The following is a 13,897-nucleotide window of genomic DNA, read 5'->3' on the forward strand; positions in this document are numbered from 1 at the left end:
GGGGCGGGGCCGGCATATTTTGAGCGGTTAGAGCACAGCTACTTGTCGTTGTCCGACTTCGCTCCGAGCGTGGTCTTCTGAACCTGCATGAGGAACTCGACGTTGCTCTGCGTCTCCCGGATCTTGTTGGTCAGCAGCTCAAGGCTCTGCTGCTGCTCCAGGCCGGAAAGGACGCGGCGCAGCTTCCACATGATCTTGACTTCTTCGGGCGAGAGCAGGTTCTCTTCGCGGCGCGTACCGGACGCGTTGACGTCCACGGCCGGGAAGATGCGCTTGTCCGCCAGCTGGCGGGACAGGCGGAGCTCCATGTTGCCGGTGCCCTTGAACTCTTCGAAGATGACTTCGTCCATCTTGGAGCCGGTCTCAACGAGGGCCGTTGCCAGGATGGTCAGCGAGCCGCCGTTTTCGATGTTGCGGGCAGCACCGAAGAACCGCTTGGGCGGGTACAGGGCTGCGGAGTCCACACCACCGGACAGGATACGGCCGGAGGCCGGTGCTGCCAGGTTGTAGGCGCGGCCAAGACGGGTCATGGAGTCCAGCAGGACTACAACGTCCATACCCATTTCCACGAGGCGCTTGGCGCGTTCAATGGAAAGTTCGGCAACCGTGGTGTGGTCGTCGGCGGGACGGTCGAAGGTGGAAGCAATGACCTCACCCTTGACGGTGCGCTGCATGTCCGTGACTTCTTCAGGACGTTCGTCAACCAGAACCATCATGAGGTGAACCTCAGGATTGTTGGTGGTGATGGCGTTCGCGATGGACTGCAGGATGAGCGTCTTACCGGCCTTCGGCGGGGAGACGATCAGGCCACGCTGACCCTTGCCGATCGGGGCCACGAGGTCAATGACACGCGGGCCGATCTTCTTGGGGTCAGTCTCGAGGCGGAGGCGCTCGGACGGGTACAGCGGTACGAGCTTGGCGAACTCGACGCGGTCCTTGAGCTCTTCCGGAGTCTTGCCGTTGACGGAAGTGACGCGAACCAGCGCGTTGAACTTCTGTCGGGCAGACTGCTGGCTGCGGTCTTCGCCGTCACGGGGTGCGCGGATGGCGCCGACAACGGCGTCGCCCTTGCGGAGGTTGTACTTCTTGACCTGTGCCAGGGAGACGTAAACGTCGTTTGCCCCGGGGAGGTAGCCGGACGTACGGATGAACGCGTAGTTCTCCAGGACGTCCAGAATACCGGCTACGGGAAGCAGGACGTCGTCCTCGGTGACCTCGACGTCGTCGACATCCGGTCCCTGCGCGCGGCCACGGCGACGTTCGTTCCGGTCGCGGAAGCGGTCGCTGCGGGTGTTTCCGTCACGGTTGTCCTGACCTCCCCGACGGTCGCTGCGGTCGTTCTGGTCGTTGCGGTCACGACGGTTGCGGCGGTTGCGGCGGTTGCCGGTGTCATCGCCGTCGTTGTTCTCTTCACGGCGGCCGCGGGTGTTGTCACGGCGTTCGCGCTGCTCGCCCGAATCTGACTGTTCGCGCTGTTCGGTGCGGTCGGCACGCTGCTCACGCTGTTCGGTGCGGTCGGCACGCTGCTCACGCTGCTCGGTGCGGTCGGCACGCTGCTCACGCTGTTCGGTGCGGTCAGCACGCTGCTCGGCTGCGGGGGCTTCGGCTGCTTCAACAGGTGCTGCAGCAGCTTCGCCACGGCGGCGGTTGCGGGTGCGCGGTTGGCGACGCTCGGTGCCGGACTCAGCCGCTTCAGGTGCTGCCGGTGCTTCAGCAACCGGCGCAGCAGCGGTCTCAGCAGGCGCAGCAGCGGCTTCAACAGCAGCTACCACACCATCACTGGTGGCGCGGCGGCTACGCCCACGACCACGACCGCGGGGAGCTTCCTGGGCCGGAGCCTCGGAAGTTGCCTCGGCAACGGCACCGTTATCGGAAGCCTTGCCCTTGGACTCACCTGAAGCCTTGGCTTCCACTGCCGGGGCCTCCTTGGCCACCGCAGTGGTTCCCTTTGCCGAGGCGCTGGCCTTGGCGGGTGCCTTGGTGGTGGAGGTGCCGGCGCGATGGGCGGAAATGGCGGTAACCAGATCCCCCTTGCGCATACGCGATCCCCCGGAGATGCCCAACTGGCTCGCGAGAGCCTGAAGCTGGGCGAGCTTAAGGCCTGCAAGGCCGCTGCTCTTGGTGGTTGCTGCTGTTGACGACTCAGCAGCAGAAGATGTTGTGTCCACAGCTGAAGCCAGCTCAGTGGTTTCTGTCACGAAGGATCCTTCCCCCTCGACGGCGTCCAGAGCGAGAGCTGGACGCGATGATTTGTTCTGGGCTGCAGTTCAGATCTGCAGCCGGTGATTGGGCCGTGCCTGATGGATTGTGGCCAACAGGGCCGGATACTGATCGCCATCACTGGATCCGGTTGCCCGGACAGCCGGCTGAATGTTCAGGAAACAGAGAGATCTCGGCACCTGAGACAGGCCGGAAAGAGACGACACCACCAACGTTGGCACAGTTGACGAAAGGTACGGCGAAACACCGAGATCCAAAATCAGGGAACTGCCCGCGGCTTTACCGGCGGTGCACTTCCACTCTAGCACCTTGAACGTCCACAGCCAGCGTCATCACGCGCCAGCCAATGTCGGGTGTGTTGGACGCCGTGTAGGACTCAATGAAATCAGCAACAGTGGCGGCTTCGCTTTCCCCGTTGGCCAGCACCATCACAGTAGGTCCCGCACCGGAAACAACGGCCGCGTGGCCTGCGGACCGAAGCGCCGCGATGAGGTCGGCGCTGGGGCGCATAGCCTGTGCACGGTAGCTCTGGTGGAGGTAGTCCTCGGTCGCAGGCAACAGGAAGGACGGCTGCGCCGTGAGGGCGTGGATCAGCAGGGCGGCGCGTCCGGAATTCATGGCCGCTGCATGATGGCCCACGGATGCCGGGAGCAAACCGCGCGCGGTCTCCGTGGACAATTCGAAGTCCGGGACTGCGACTACGGGGACGACCGACGGCGCGACGTCTGCTTTGGTACTGCTGTACTGCTCGCTGTCCTGCCAGGACAGCGCCAGTCCGCCGAAAATCGCGGGTGCGACGTTGTCCGGGTGGCCTTCCATCTCGCTGGTCAACTGCAGGATCCAATCGCGATCCTTCCGCGATTCCTCCGGTACCAAGGCGTTGGCGGCGGTCACAGCTGCTACCACGGCAGAAGCCGAGGATCCGAGGCCACGTCCGTGGGGATTGACGTTGTCCGCGGTGATTTTCAGCCCGGAATGCTGGTAGCCGAGGCGATCCAGCGCAAGATCAATGGCGCGCACCACGAGGTGGCTGGAATCCCGGGGAAGGGTTTCGGCCCCTTCACCGGAGAGCTCGAACTCAAGCTCTCCGGTGCTGAGGGTTTCCACCGTCAAGGTGTCGTAAATGGACAAGGCCAAGCCGAGGCTGTCGTAGCCGGGGCCCAGGTTGGCGCTTGTACCGGGGACCTTGACGGTCAGCCGCTGGCCTGCCGCGACGAGCGCACGATCAGTCGCGGTGGGCTGCGTTGATTCCACTCTTACTTTTCTTCCAGTCCCAGTTCTGCGGCAACGGTGACGACGTCGTTCGGCACCTTGACGGGGTGGACATCACTGCCATCCTCAGTGCGCAGGGCCCACTGAGGGTCCTTGAGTCCGTGACCGGTGACCGTGATGACGATGGTCTTTCCGGAGGGAACCTCGCCCGCAGCGTGCTTCTTGATGAGGCCCGCTACGCCTGCAGCGGAGCCTGGCTCCACGAAGACGCCTTCTTTGGCAGACAACCAGCGGTGGGCTGCCAGGATCTCATCATCCGTGACGGCCTCAATCAGGCCACCGGATTCGTCGCGGGCGGCAACAGCGGTGTCCCACGACGCCGGGTTGCCGATGCGGATGGCAGTAGCGATGGTGTCAGGCTCGGTGATCGGGTGTCCGGCAACGAACGGCGCAGCCCCTGCAGCCTGGAAGCCCCACATGATGGGCGTCTTGGTGGAGACGGCCGGCAAGGTTCCGTTAGCGGTCTCGAAAGGCGCGGAATATTCCTTGTAACCCTTCCAGTAGGCGCTGATGTTGCCGGCATTACCGACGGGCAGCACATGGATGTCAGGAGCATCGCCGAGTGAATCCACGATTTCGAACGCACCGGTCTTCTGACCCTGGATGCGGGCTGGGTTGACGGAGTTCACCAGGAACACCGGGTAGGACTCGCCCAGTTTGCGGGCAATGTCCAGGCAGTTGTCGAAGTTGCCGTCAACCTGGAGCAAGGTGGCGCCGTGGGCGATCGCCTGGCTCAGTTTGCCCATGGAGATCTTGCCTTCAGGAACCAGAACTGCACACTTCAGGCCGGCCGCAGTGGCGTAGGCAGCGGCCGAGGCGGAAGTGTTTCCGGTAGACGCGCAGACTACGGCCTTGGCGCCGGCTTCAACTGCCGCCGTCATGGCCATGGTCATGCCACGGTCCTTGAAGGAACCCGTGGGGTTCATGCCTTCAACCTTGAGGTACACCTCTGAGCCGGTAAGCTCCGAGAGCTGCCGTGCATGAACCAAGGGCGTGCCGCCCTCGCCGAGGGTAATGACCTTGGTGGCTTCCGTTACGGGCAAACGATCAGCGTATTCGCGGATTACTCCGCGCCATTGGTGAGCCACTTAGACCCCTTCTACCCGCAGTACGGATGTCACAGAATTGATGACGTCCAGGCCCTTGACGGCCTCGACGGTTGCTGCGAGTGCAGCTTCGGATGCACGGTGCGTCACGATCTTCAGCTCAGCCGATTCAACGTTCGACTCAGAGTCGCGGTGGATCGTCTGACGCATGATTTCGATGGAGACACCGTTTTCCGCAAAGATATGCGCAATCCGAGCCAAAACGCCTGCTTGGTCAGCTACGTCCAAGCCGATGTAGTAGCTGGTGTTGGAGGCATCGATGGCCAGTGCCGGAACGTGCCCGGTGGTGGTTTCCGTACGGCCCGGGCCACCCAGGACCAGGCGCCGCGCTGCGGAGACGAGGTCACCAAGTACGGCAGAGGCGGTGGGGGTTCCACCTGCACCCTGGCCGTAGAACATCAGTTCTCCGGCGTTCTCCGCTTCGATGAAGACGGCGTTGAAGGCACCACGAACGGCGGCCAGCGGGTGTTCCCGCGGCAGCAGTGTGGGGTGGACGCGCACTGAAATGCCACTGCCGTTTTCGGAATCGATCTTCTCGGCGATCGCCAACAGCTTGATGACGAATCCGGCCTCCTTGGCAGAAGCGATGTCAGCGGCGCTGACCTTGGTGATGCCTTCGCAGTAGACATCATCCAGGGAGAAGCGCGTGTGGAAGGACAAGGACGCGAGAATGGCGGCCTTCGCCGCGGCGTCGTGTCCTTCGACGTCGGCGGTGGGATCCGCTTCGGCATATCCGAGGCGCTGGGCTTCGGCCAAGGCGTCAGAGAACTGAGCACCTGTGGTGTCCATCTGGTCAAGGATGAAGTTGGTGGTGCCGTTGACGATGCCCAGGACCCTGGTGATGCGGTCGCCGGACAGGCTGTCGCGGATGGGGCGCAGGATGGGGATGGCACCGGCTACTGCCGCTTCGTAGGACAACTGGACGCCGGCTTTATCAGCCTCTTCGTACAAGGTGGGGCCGTCCTGCGCAAGCAGGGCCTTGTTGCCTGTGACAACGCATGCGCCGTTCTGGATGGCCGTCAGGATCAGCGAGCGTGCAGGCTCAATGCCTCCCATGAGTTCGATGACCAGGTCTGCATCCTTGACCAAGGTGTCGGCATCCGTGGTGAAAAGTTCACGCGGCAGTTCGACGTCACGCGGGGCATCGATGGTGCGTACGGCGATGCCGGAAAGTTCCAGGCGGGCGCCGCTGCGGGCAGCCAAGGCCTCGGCGTCGTCAATCAGAATCCGCGCGACCTGGGCCCCAACGTTGCCACAGCCCAGCAGGGCCACCTTCAAGGTTCGCACTTCAGACATTCGCCACTCCCATGTCGCGGTTCAAGAGATCTTCTTCGGTTTCCCCGCGGACAATCAGCCGGGCAGCTCCGTCGCGTACAGCGACAACGCCAGGCCGTGCCAGGTAGTTGTAGTTGCTGGAGAGGGCCCAGCAGTAGGCGCCGGTACCCGGTACTGCGAGCAAATCACCGGCTGCCACATCCGCGGGCAGATATACATCTCTAACAACTATGTCGCCGCTCTCGCAATGTTTGCCCACTACGCGGGACAGCTGGGGAGCCGCCGAGGAGTCACGGGAAGCCAAAATCGCCGAATAATCCGCGTCGTACAGCACCGGACGGGCGTTATCGCTCATGCCGCCGTCCACTGACACATAGCGGCGCGGATACGTAACGTTCTTTTGCCCGTCCCCACCCTCAGGGGCGTCAACACGGACGGTTTTGAGCGTGCCCACTTCATAGAGCGTGAACGTGGTGCTGCCGACGATGGCCCGTCCGGGCTCGATGGAGATGCGCGGCGGCGTGATGTCCAACTCGGCGCAGGTGGAACGCACGACGGCGGCCATCGCCTCCGCGATCTCAGCCGGTGGGCGGGGTGTGTCCACCGGGGTGTAGGCGATGCCGTAGCCGCCTCCGAGGTCCAGTTCCGGCAGGACTATGGAGTACTTGGCCTGCATGGCCGCAAGGAAGCCCAGAAGCTTCTCCGCAGCGACAGCAAAGCCATCAGGTTCAAAGATCTGCGAGCCGATGTGGCAGTGGAGGCCCAGCAGTTCGACGCTTGAGTAGGAGGTGGCCGCTGCCACAGCTTCCTCGGCTGCCGACAGACCCGCTTCCTCGGTGGAGTCTTCGGCCATGGACAGGCCAAACTTCTGGTCCTCGTGTGCGGTGGCGATGAACTCGTGGGTATGCGCGTGCACACCAGGTGTCAGGCGCAGCATGACCTTGGCAACCTCGCCGCGGCCGGAAGCTATTTTGGCAACCCGCTCAAGTTCATCGAGGCTGTCCACCACGATCCTGCCCAGCTTCATGTCCAGGGCGCGGTTGATCTCCGCGTCCGACTTGTTGTTGCCATGCAGACCCAGGTTGGAGCCATCAATTCCTGCACGTGCAGCGACAGCGAGTTCGCCGCCGGAACACGTATCCAGGCGGAGTCCCTCTTCTGCCACCCAACTGGCCACAGCGGTGCACAGGAAGGACTTCCCTGCGTAGTAGACGTCCACTCCCCCGCAGATGTCGGCGAAGGCGGCGTCGAAGGCATCCTTGAACGCCCTGGCGCGGGAGCGGAAGTCCGATTCGCTCATGACAAACAGCGGAGTACCGAACTGTTCCTTGAGTTCACTGACGGAGAACCCGTCAACGGTGACCTCACCGGCGTCGTTCTTTCCAACCCCGGCTGCCCACATGGGTTCCTGCAGTGCGTTGAGGTCCGCGGGTACGGCCAACCATTCAGGAGCGAGCGGAGAAGCGTGGTCAGCGGCTGTGTTCATTGCCCTACATCCGTTCCGGCGCCGAAACGCCCAGCAGTTCGAGTCCGTTGGCGAGTACCTGGCTGGTGGCGTCATTGAGCCAGAGGCGCGTGCGATTGACGTCAAGGACGGGATCGTCACCCTGCGGCGACACCCGGCAGGCGTCGTACCAGCGGTGGTAGGCCCCGGCGATGACTTCAAGGTGGCGTGCCACGCGGTGTGGCTCGCGCAGCTCAGCTGCCTTGGCCACGATGGACGGGTAGCTGCCCAGGTAGGAAAGCAGCTCGTTTTCCGTGGCGTGGTCCAGGAGCGATGCGTCGAACGCATCCACGCCATCGACCTGGCGCTCCACTCCGGCCTCGGCAGCATTGCGTGCCGTGCCGCGGGAACGGGCATGGGCATACTGCACGTAAAACACCGGGTTCTCGTTGCTGTGCTTCTTCAACAGTTCCGGGTCCAGCGTCAGTGGCGAGTCGGCCGGGAAACGGGCCAGCGAGTAGCGGACGGCGTCCTTGCCGAGCCAGGAAATGAGGTCCTTGAGCTCGATGATGTTGCCGGCACGCTTGGACAGTTTTGCGCCATTTACCGACACCAGTTGGCCGATGAGGACCTCGATGTTGACCTCGGGATCATCGCCCGCGCAGGCCGCGATGGCCTTCAGGCGGTTGATGTATCCGTGGTGGTCGGCACCGAGCAGGTAGATCTTCTCAGTGAACCCGCGGTCCTTCTTGGAAAGGTAGTAGGCAGCGTCCGCGGCGAAGTAGGTCGGTTCGCCATTGGCACGGATCATGACGCGGTCTTTGTCGTCACCGAAGTCGGTGGTGCGCAGCCAAACGGCACCGCCGTCGTCAAAGACGTGGCCCTGCTCGCGAAGACGGGCAACGGCGGATTCGATCGCACCGGCGTCGTGCAATTCCTTCTCCGAGAAGAAGACGTCGAACTCTACGCCGAATTCCGCCAGGGTCGTCTTGATGTCCGCCATCTGTGCCTCATAGGCAGCGGAACGGATCACAGGGAGAGCGGCCTCGTCCGTCAGTTCCCGGATGCCGGGGTGTGCGTTGAGGACTTCGTCGCCGAGCTCGCGGATGTACTCACCCGGGTAGCCGCCCTCAGGGACGCCGCGGCCGTGCAGCCGGGAAAGGACAGAGTTGGCGAAGACGTTCATCTGCGAACCGGCGTCGTTGATGTAGTACTCAGCGGTGACGTCTGCACCGGAGGCGCGCAGGACCCGGGCTATGGCATCGCCCAAGGCCGCCCAACGGGTGTGCCCAATGTGGAGCGGTCCGGTGGGGTTCGCGGAAACGAATTCCATGTTAACCACGCGGCCTGCGAGCGCCTGGTTGGTTCCGTAGCTGGCGCCGGCCTCAACAATGGCCTTGGCGAGGACACCGGCGGTGGCGGCATCCACAGTGATGTTCAGGAAGCCTGGACCAGCGATTTCGACCCCGGTAACACCTGGAATGCCCTGCAAGTGGTTGCTGAGGATGCCGGCGAATTCGCGCGGATTCATGCCGGCCTGCTTGGAGAGCTGCAGGGCGATGTTGGTGGCCCAGTCTCCATGATCCCGGTTCTTGGGTCGCTCCACTCGCACGGAATCGGGCACGGCAGATTCCGTCAAGGTAATTTCGCCGGTAGAGACGGCGTCCTTAAGGCAGGCGGATATGGCAGCAGAGAGTTCTTCGGGAGTCACGCATCTAGCCTACCGGGGGCCCGCAAAGTCGCGGAATTGGGGGTCGCTTATGTGGATAATCCGGTCACAGCCGGCACACAGGAACGACTGGCGGGTGGCACAGACTGAACCATTACGCTGAATTCAACGTTGTGAAGACGTAGGAGGTGGCCTCGTCCGCCATCCCGCGAGTACCAATCCCATGACCATTTCTTGTCCAGTTGAAACGAGCAGAACCATGACTACGCCACTCCGCAAGAGCATTTACGCCGGAATTGCCGGCCTTTCCCTCATCGGTGCCGTGGCGGGCTGCGCGCCATCTGCGCAGTCCCCTTCCGCTGAGTCCACGCCGGCAGCCGAGAATGGCGGCCAGGCCAGCACGTCCAGCCCCACCTCTTCCTCTACCGCGTCCGGCTCCACTGCCGCGGGCACCTCGGCGTATAAGGACGGCACCTACAGCGCCGACGGAACTTACACGTCCCCCAATGGCCAGGAGACCGTTGGCGTGGAATTGACGCTTGCAGGTGACACGGTATCCGCGGTCAACATCACCACGCACCCTTCGAACCCCAACACCAAGAAGTTCCAGGGCGAGTTCGCCAGCGGCATTTCGGCGCAGATTGTGGGCAAGAAGATCGATGAACTCAATGTCTCCAAGGTGGCTGGTTCTTCCTTGACGTCCGGCGGGTTCAACGAAGCCGTGGAACAGATCAAGTCCCAGGCCAAGTAGCACCATGCCGCTCGCTGACTGGAGCTCCTTCAGTTTTGACGGCATTGGGACGCACTGGGAGATTTCGACGCCGGAGGCACTGGGACCCGCGGTGCGGCACCAACTGCTGGAAACAGTCAGTGACTACGACACAACGTATTCGCGGTTCAGGATGGACTCCCTGGTGTCCGGACTGTCCCGCGAACCGGGCAGGATCACTTTGCCCGGGCATGCCGCAGCCCTTCATGACGTCTACGCGGCCTTGTACCGGCTCAGCGGGGGCGCCATGACCCCACTGATCGGCAGCAGCCTGGAACGGCTTGGCTACGATCCCGGTTACACACTGGCCCCGTCCGGAAATCCCCAGGCCCCGCCGCGCTGGGAAGACGTCCTTGAGTGGACGGATACGGCCCTGACCACCACCGAACCAGTGGTCCTGGACATAGGGGCCGCGGGGAAGGGACAGCTGGTGGACCTGCTGGGCGGGGTCCTGCAGTCAACCGGTCATCCCGAGTTCCTGGTTGATGGGAGCGGCGACATGCTCCATGCGGGCACCCATCCTGTGGTGGTCGCCTTGGAGCATCCCTATGACCCCGGCCAGGCCATAGGCACTGTTGAGCTCCACAATTCAGCACTCTGTGCCTCGGCTTCCAACCGGCGCGCCTGGGGCGATGGCCTGCACCATGTCCTGGATGGGACCACCGGCAAGCCCATCCAGACCACAGTAGCTACCTGGACCATGGCCGCGAGCGCTTTGGTGGCGGATGCCTTGGCCACCGCCCTGTTCATGCTTGAACCGGCCCAATTGCAGGATGAGTTCGATTTCTCCTGGATCAGGGTGTCCTCCAGTGGTGCCGCCACGTTTTCGCACCGTTTCGAGGGGAGACTGTTCACATGATTGCCGCTAAGTCCCGCGTAGACACCTGGTTGGGCCGCTTCACGATGTACCGCTTGATTCTGTGGGTGCTGGGTGTGCTGGTGGCCTACAGCATGCTCCTCAACATTCTGGGCTGGCTGACGTTCGGCCTCCCGGAGATGCTGGTGCATCTGGTGCTCTGCCTGGCGGTGACGTACGCGTCCAACCGACTGTTGGCCTTGATCTTCGGCGTCAAGCCACACACGGAGTCCTCCCTGATTACGGGATTGCTGCTCTATTTCCTGTTCTGGCCTGCCTTCGGAGTCACTGACATGACAGGCGTGGCCCTGGCCTGCGTGGTGGCCAGCGTGTCCAAGTATGCGTTGGCCTTTCGAGGGCGGCACATCTTCAATCCGGCAGCGGCCGGGGCCTTCGTCACCGGCCTGACCGGGTTGAACATCGCCACGTGGTGGGCAGCGACCCCTGCGATGCTGTGGCTCCTGGTTCCCGGCGTGCTGATTGTGTTGTACCGCACGCGGAAAATGTTGATGGCCACGGTCTTCCTTGTGGTGGCTGCCGGCATCATCACGGTGGAGCTCCTGAGCCGCAGCATGACATTCGGACAGGCCTTGTGGCAGGCCTTGGCGCAGAGGCCTCTGCTGTTTTTCGTGGGCTTCATGCTCTCGGAGCCGCTCACCCTCCCTCCCCGCCGCTGGCAGCAGTTGGCGCTTGCCGGTGTGGTGGGCGTCGTGTTCGCTGTTCCCTACAACTTCGGCTTTGTTGCCAACTCCCCCGAACTCGCGTTGTTGCTGGGTAACCTCCTGGCCTTCTTCCTGGGCCAACGGGGCGGGGTGGAACTGACGTTCAAGGGTTCGCGTTCCCTGACCCCGGGCAGCACCGAGTTCAGGTTTGAGCCACAGCGCCCGGTGCGCTTTGCTGCCGGCCAGTTCATGGAACTCAACCTGCCGCACCGGGCTTCCGACGGCAAGGGACGACGGAGGGTCTTCAGCATCACCAGCGCCCCGGGTGCCCCGGAGGTGACCTTTGGAGTTGGCACGGCCGAGCCGCTGTCCACGGCAAAGAAGGCACTGTTGGCTTTGAAGCCCGGGGACATGCTCTCTGCCACGGCCGTAGGTGGCGACTTTCTTCTACCGCGCGACGCCGGGAAACCGGTCCTGCTGATCGCTGCGGGAATCGGTATCACGCCCTTCCTCTCCCACCTGTCCGTTGACGCTGCGCCTCGCGACACCGTGGTCTTGTACCTTGCCAAAGGTCGCGATGAGTTGGCCGGCGTGGAGCAGCTGGAAGCCTCCGGGGCCAGGGTGATCGCCCGGCTGGCGGACGGTTCCGCTCCCCCGGAATTCATGGTCGACGCCGGTGCCGCCAGGATCGATGCGGAGCGCCTTAAGGAGTTGGTCCCTGACGTTGCGGAACGGGAAGTTTTTGTTTCCGGTTCACCAGCGAGCGTTGATTCCCTGCGTGCTTCGGCCCGCTCTGCCGGGGCGCGCCGCATCCACGTGGATTCGTTCGCCGGGTACTGATGCCAAGGGCCGGTCCGGACGCTCCAAGGCGGGGATTGCCGCCGGGGCGCCGGGTTTTCATTTGCGGCGCAGTGGCTGCTAAGCTCTAGGACGTCCCACCGGCAACGGAGGGAACCCTGGATGCCCTCGTAGCTCAGGGGATAGAGCGTCTGCCTCCGGAGCAGAAGGCCGTAGGTTCGAATCCTATCGAGGGCACAACGAATACCCCGCCAGTGAACTGGCGGGGTATTTTTGTGTGCCGGAGCCCTGCTATCAGTTCGGGGCTTGCCGGGCGTACACCGCAATATTGTCGGCGGCTGCTTTTAGGCTGAATCCAGTTGGTCTTTCCGATAGCCAAAGGGGTTTGCCGTGATGTGCTCGATCGTTCCTCCGTACATGCTTCGCAGGATTGCCGCCCAGAACGAGCCACGGCTGCGGGCTGTGGCCAGGGCAGCCAAAGAGTCGCTGCTGCACATCAAAGGCCTGCAAGCCATCCGCACAGCACCCATCCCGGCGGCGCCACCCAGCGCCCGCCAGGCAAAGCCGGGCCCGCCCAAGCGAACTGTTTTCGATGCCGAATCTTCAGAGACCCTGCCCGGCCGTGTTGTCCGGAAGGAAGGTGCAGGGCCCGTGGGGGACGTGGCCGCTGATGAGGCCTATGACGGCCTCGGCAGCACGCACCGCCTTTATGGCGAAATCTTCGGCAGGGACTCCATTGATGATGCGGGCCTCGCCCTGGATGCCACTGTCCACTACGGAAAGCTCTACGACAACGCCTTTTGGGACGGATCCCAAATGGTCTTTGGCGATGGCGACGGGCAGATCTTCCAACGCTTCACCAAGTCCGTCAGTGTCATCGGCCACGAACTCGCCCACGGGGTGACCCAGTACACGGCCAACCTGGCCTACCGGAACCAGGCCGGGGCTCTCAACGAGTCCATGTCCGACGTCTTCGGTGTCCTCGTGGAGCAGTACCTGAAGCAGGAGTCTGCGGCGAAGGCCAGCTGGCTCATCGGTGAGGGACTCTTCACTGAGCAGGTCCAAGGCGCTGCCCTGCGCTCCATGAAAGCACCGGGCACCGCTTACGACGACGACGTCCTCGGCAAGGATCCCCAGCCGGACTCCATGGACACCTACGTGCGCACCAGCGCGGACAACGGTGGGGTGCACATCAACTCCGGCATCCCCAACAAGGCTTTCTACGTTGTGGCCTCGGAACTCGGCGGCAATGCGTGGGAGGCCCCCGGCCAGATCTGGTACGGGACGTTGACCAGTGGATCCCTCCCCGCGACCTGCACTTTCGGAAAGTTTGCCAAGACCACCGTGGCTACCGCTGAGGAACTCTTCGGTTCCGGTTCTGCGGAGCATGACGCCGTCCTTAAGGCGTGGGAGACTGTGAAGGTCAAGGTTTAGTCGGATGGCGGGACCGGACAGCTTGGTGCGGTCCCGCTGGCTGACTGACGAGGAAACGTCGAACGAGAAGCAGCCGGCCATGAAGATCACCGTCCAACGCAGTGGGGGAATTGCAGCGATGACGCGCGTCTGGAGCGTGGACGCAGTCTCCCCCGGCGACAAGGAACGATGGGTTCCGATGGTTGAGGCTTGCCCTTGGGAGGAAGCCAAGAGCCAGTCACGGGCGGCCAACGAACCGGACAGGTTCATGTACTCCATCAGGGCAGGCCAACGCCGGGCCACCCTCCCGGACCGTGCCGTCACCGGGCCTTGGCAGGAACTGGTGGAATGCGCCAAGGCCGAGGGCTCTGAGTCCCGCGGCCGGCTGGGGAGCCGGCGCTGAAAGCCCGGGA

General features: G+C 63.2%; 11 protein-coding genes and 1 tRNA gene. 6 read left to right on the top strand and 6 right to left on the bottom strand.

Going from position 1 to position 13,897, the window contains the following annotated elements; genetic code table 11:
* Positions 1–38: 38 nt before the first annotated feature.
* From rho to argS, 6 genes are all read right to left on the bottom strand, one after another.
* On the bottom strand, positions 39–2,198 hold the full coding sequence (gene rho, locus RQH14_RS07380; protein WP_311212667.1) for a transcription termination factor Rho: 2,160 nt from the start codon (positions 2,196–2,198) through the stop codon (positions 39–41).
* A 301-nt stretch (positions 2,199–2,499) separates the two neighbouring features.
* Positions 2,500–3,474 (bottom strand): homoserine kinase, encoded by a 975-nt coding sequence (gene thrB, locus RQH14_RS07385; RefSeq protein ID WP_311212668.1) that lies wholly within the window; start codon positions 3,472–3,474, stop codon positions 2,500–2,502.
* Between the two features lie 2 nt (positions 3,475–3,476).
* Entirely contained in the window at positions 3,477–4,580 is a 1,104-nt protein-coding gene (gene thrC, locus RQH14_RS07390; protein WP_311212669.1) for a threonine synthase, read from the bottom strand.
* Entirely contained in the window at positions 4,581–5,894 is a 1,314-nt protein-coding gene (locus tag RQH14_RS07395; protein WP_311212670.1) for a homoserine dehydrogenase, read from the bottom strand.
* The gene (gene lysA / locus RQH14_RS07400) at positions 5,887–7,359 is read right to left on the bottom strand and encodes a diaminopimelate decarboxylase (protein ID WP_311212671.1); all 1,473 of its coding nucleotides are present in this window, start codon (positions 7,357–7,359) and stop codon (positions 5,887–5,889) included. The genes RQH14_RS07395 and lysA overlap by 8 nt, the downstream gene beginning before the upstream one ends.
* 4 nt (positions 7,360–7,363) lie before the next feature.
* Positions 7,364–9,028: an arginine--tRNA ligase gene (gene argS / locus RQH14_RS07405; protein ID WP_311212672.1), complete on the bottom strand. Its 1,665-nt coding sequence runs from the start codon at positions 9,026–9,028 to the stop codon at positions 7,364–7,366.
* A 217-nt stretch (positions 9,029–9,245) separates the two neighbouring features.
* On the opposite strand from argS, the gene RQH14_RS07410 reads away from it, so the two are divergent.
* The 6 genes from RQH14_RS07410 to RQH14_RS07435 all read left to right on the top strand — a co-directional run bounded on the left by RQH14_RS07410 (position 9,246) and on the right by RQH14_RS07435 (position 13,887).
* A complete protein-coding gene (locus RQH14_RS07410) occupies positions 9,246–9,737 on the top strand; it encodes a hypothetical protein (RefSeq protein WP_311212673.1) in 492 nt (163 codons plus the stop codon).
* A gap of 4 nt (positions 9,738–9,741) precedes the next feature.
* Positions 9,742–10,614 carry an FAD:protein FMN transferase gene (locus tag RQH14_RS07415; protein WP_311212674.1) on the top strand — a complete coding sequence of 291 codons (873 nt, stop codon included), beginning with the start codon at positions 9,742–9,744 and terminating at the stop codon, positions 10,612–10,614.
* Positions 10,611–12,113 (top strand): oxidoreductase, encoded by a 1,503-nt coding sequence (locus tag RQH14_RS07420; protein WP_311212675.1) that lies wholly within the window; start codon positions 10,611–10,613, stop codon positions 12,111–12,113. Before RQH14_RS07415 ends, RQH14_RS07420 begins: the two co-directional genes overlap by 4 nt.
* A gap of 122 nt (positions 12,114–12,235) precedes the next feature.
* Positions 12,236–12,308: transfer RNA gene (locus tag RQH14_RS07425), tRNA-Arg, on the top strand.
* Positions 12,309–12,464: 156 nt separating this feature from the next.
* Positions 12,465–13,505: a M4 family metallopeptidase gene (locus RQH14_RS07430; protein ID WP_311212676.1), complete on the top strand. Its 1,041-nt coding sequence runs from the start codon at positions 12,465–12,467 to the stop codon at positions 13,503–13,505.
* A 79-nt stretch (positions 13,506–13,584) separates the two neighbouring features.
* A complete protein-coding gene (locus tag RQH14_RS07435; protein WP_311212869.1) occupies positions 13,585–13,887 on the top strand; it encodes a protealysin inhibitor emfourin in 303 nt (100 codons plus the stop codon).
* The last annotated feature ends 10 nt before the right edge of the window (positions 13,888–13,897 follow it).

It is taken from the genome of Arthrobacter sp. WCS2018Hpa-7 (assembly GCF_031843805.1).
Lineage (GTDB): Bacteria > Actinomycetota > Actinomycetes > Actinomycetales > Micrococcaceae > Arthrobacter.